Source organism: Flavobacterium sp., assembly GCF_023151265.1.
Taxonomy (GTDB): Bacteria; Bacteroidota; Bacteroidia; order Flavobacteriales; family Flavobacteriaceae; genus Flavobacterium.
This window is the reverse complement of sequence record NZ_JAKLJH010000224.1, coordinates 1-1960: the sequence shown is the minus strand read 5'-3', so window position 1 is coordinate 1960 and position 1960 is coordinate 1. Positions and strand designations below refer to the sequence as shown.

At 32.6% G+C, this 1960-nt stretch carries 3 protein-coding genes; all 3 read right to left on the bottom strand.

Going from position 1 to position 1960, the window contains the following annotated elements; genetic code table 11:
• The coding region (locus tag L6Q46_RS13795) for a hypothetical protein (protein ID WP_291284795.1) at positions 1-441 on the bottom strand (441 nt) is incomplete at its 3' end.
• Between the two features lie 183 nt (positions 442-624).
• Positions 625-1569: a tRNA-dihydrouridine synthase family protein gene (locus L6Q46_RS13790; protein ID WP_291284794.1), complete on the bottom strand. Its 945-nt coding sequence runs from the start codon at positions 1567-1569 to the stop codon at positions 625-627.
• A 27-nt stretch (positions 1570-1596) separates the two neighbouring features.
• On the bottom strand, positions 1597-1960 hold a 364-nt coding region (locus tag L6Q46_RS13785; protein WP_291284793.1), incomplete at its 5' end, for a dienelactone hydrolase family protein.

The following is a 1960-nucleotide window of genomic DNA, read 5'->3' as shown; positions in this document are numbered from 1 at the left end:
AAACGTATAAACATCTGAAGTTGTACTGTTTTTTCCATCAATTAACTTAATTGAAGTCGTATATGAAGTTCCGTTGTTGTAGGAAATATCTAGATATAAATCATCGTTATCATCAGGAGATCCGTTAGATGAAAAATAAATATTCACATAAACATTAGTGAAACTACTAATATCAATATTATTGAAGCCAATATTAGGATCATCAGGCGAAGAACTGTTTGAACCGCCAAATCGTAATGAATTTGGAGAAGAAACAAAAGTACTTGTATTGGTTTGGATGGTTCCAGAATTTAACGTTGAAGTATAACTCCAAGAATCTTCTGGTTTGCTGTCAAAACCTTGATACGAAATTCGGGTTTGAGACTTTGCAATACTAAAAAAGAATAGACAAAATAGTACTATCAATTCTTTATGGAACTTTTGGGTAATTTTTCTTTCCATAACACATTTGTTTTTTAAATAAAACAATCAATAAATATAAAATACTGTAAACAAGGTGTTTGGCTTTTATTTATCGAGCAAATGTTAGGAAATTCTATTTATGAAATAGGAGTGAAGTAATAAGTGGTGGTAATTTTTTAATAACTGGTAATGAATTGATTGTAATTGTCTTATGGGTTTTATTTACCCATTTTTAAAAATCTCTTTCACAGCAACTTCGTAGTTTTTACTATTGCCAGCTTTTTTAATCTTTTTAAAAGTCTTTTGTGGATTAGAAAATGATTCCGAAAAGTATTCCCAAAAGCCTAACATTTTCATGCGAATAGGAGTTGGACCTTGTAAATATGCATCGTATTCTCGGTATATTTCATCATGAAAAGCTTCAAAAATTTCCAATCTGTTTTTCGGATATTCAGTAGTATTGTTTTTTATCATTGAAGGTAAAAAAGGATCGGCAATTAAGCCTCGTCCTATCATCCAATGATCTATAGATGGAAAACGTTCTTGTAATTCTTTGAATTTTGCTACCGAAGTAATATCTCCATTATAGTAAATCTTCTGTTTGGAAGTATCTAAACATTTCTGAAACGAATCTAAATCAACTCCACCTTTGTATAGTTGTTTACCAATTCGGGCATGAATCGCAATATTTTTAATCGGATATTGTTCTAAAATAGGGAAAACATCTAAAATTTCGGTAGGATTTTCATAACCCATTCGCATTTTCATCGAAACAATAATATCGGTTTCGTTGTGAACTCGTTTTAAAATATGTTCAATTTGAGATGTGTTACTAATTAATCCTGAACCCATTCCGCACTTGGCTACCATTGGATACGGACAGCCTAAGTTCCAATTTAATTCTTTGTAACCAAATTGCTGTACATATTTTGCAACGAACAAAAATTCTTCGGCATCATTGGTAATTATCTGTGGAATAACTTCTAAAGTGTTGTTGTTTTCGGGAAGAATATCACGTTCGTAAGAACCTTTTACCACCAATTTTCCGTTCAACTTAATGTAAGGCGAATAGAAAGTGTCTATGCCACCAAAGTGTTTGTGGAATGCGTTTCTGAATCTAAAATCGGTAAAACCTTGTAAAGGGGAAGATAATAATGTGATACTCATTCGGCAAAGATAAGTGAAAGTAACGGATTACTCTCTTTTCTGTTGAAATAACCAATCATACATAGCGTCTTCATGAAAAAGACGTTCTACATTGCCGTGATTTCCACCTTTGATAATAGTTAAAGTAACATCGGCATTTTCATCACATTTTTTTATGGCATCAACTACTTTTTTTGATTCCGACATTGGTACAATATAATCCACATCACCATGTTGAATCCATAGTGGAATAGTAGCTAATTTACATCCATCTTTAACATTTCCACCACCGCAAATAGCTACGGCTGCGGTGATTTTATCAGCGTATTTACCTGCAAAGTGTAAAGTGCCATAACTGCCTAAACTCATTCCGCAAACGTAAATTCGAGATTCGTCTACGTTGTAGTTTTCC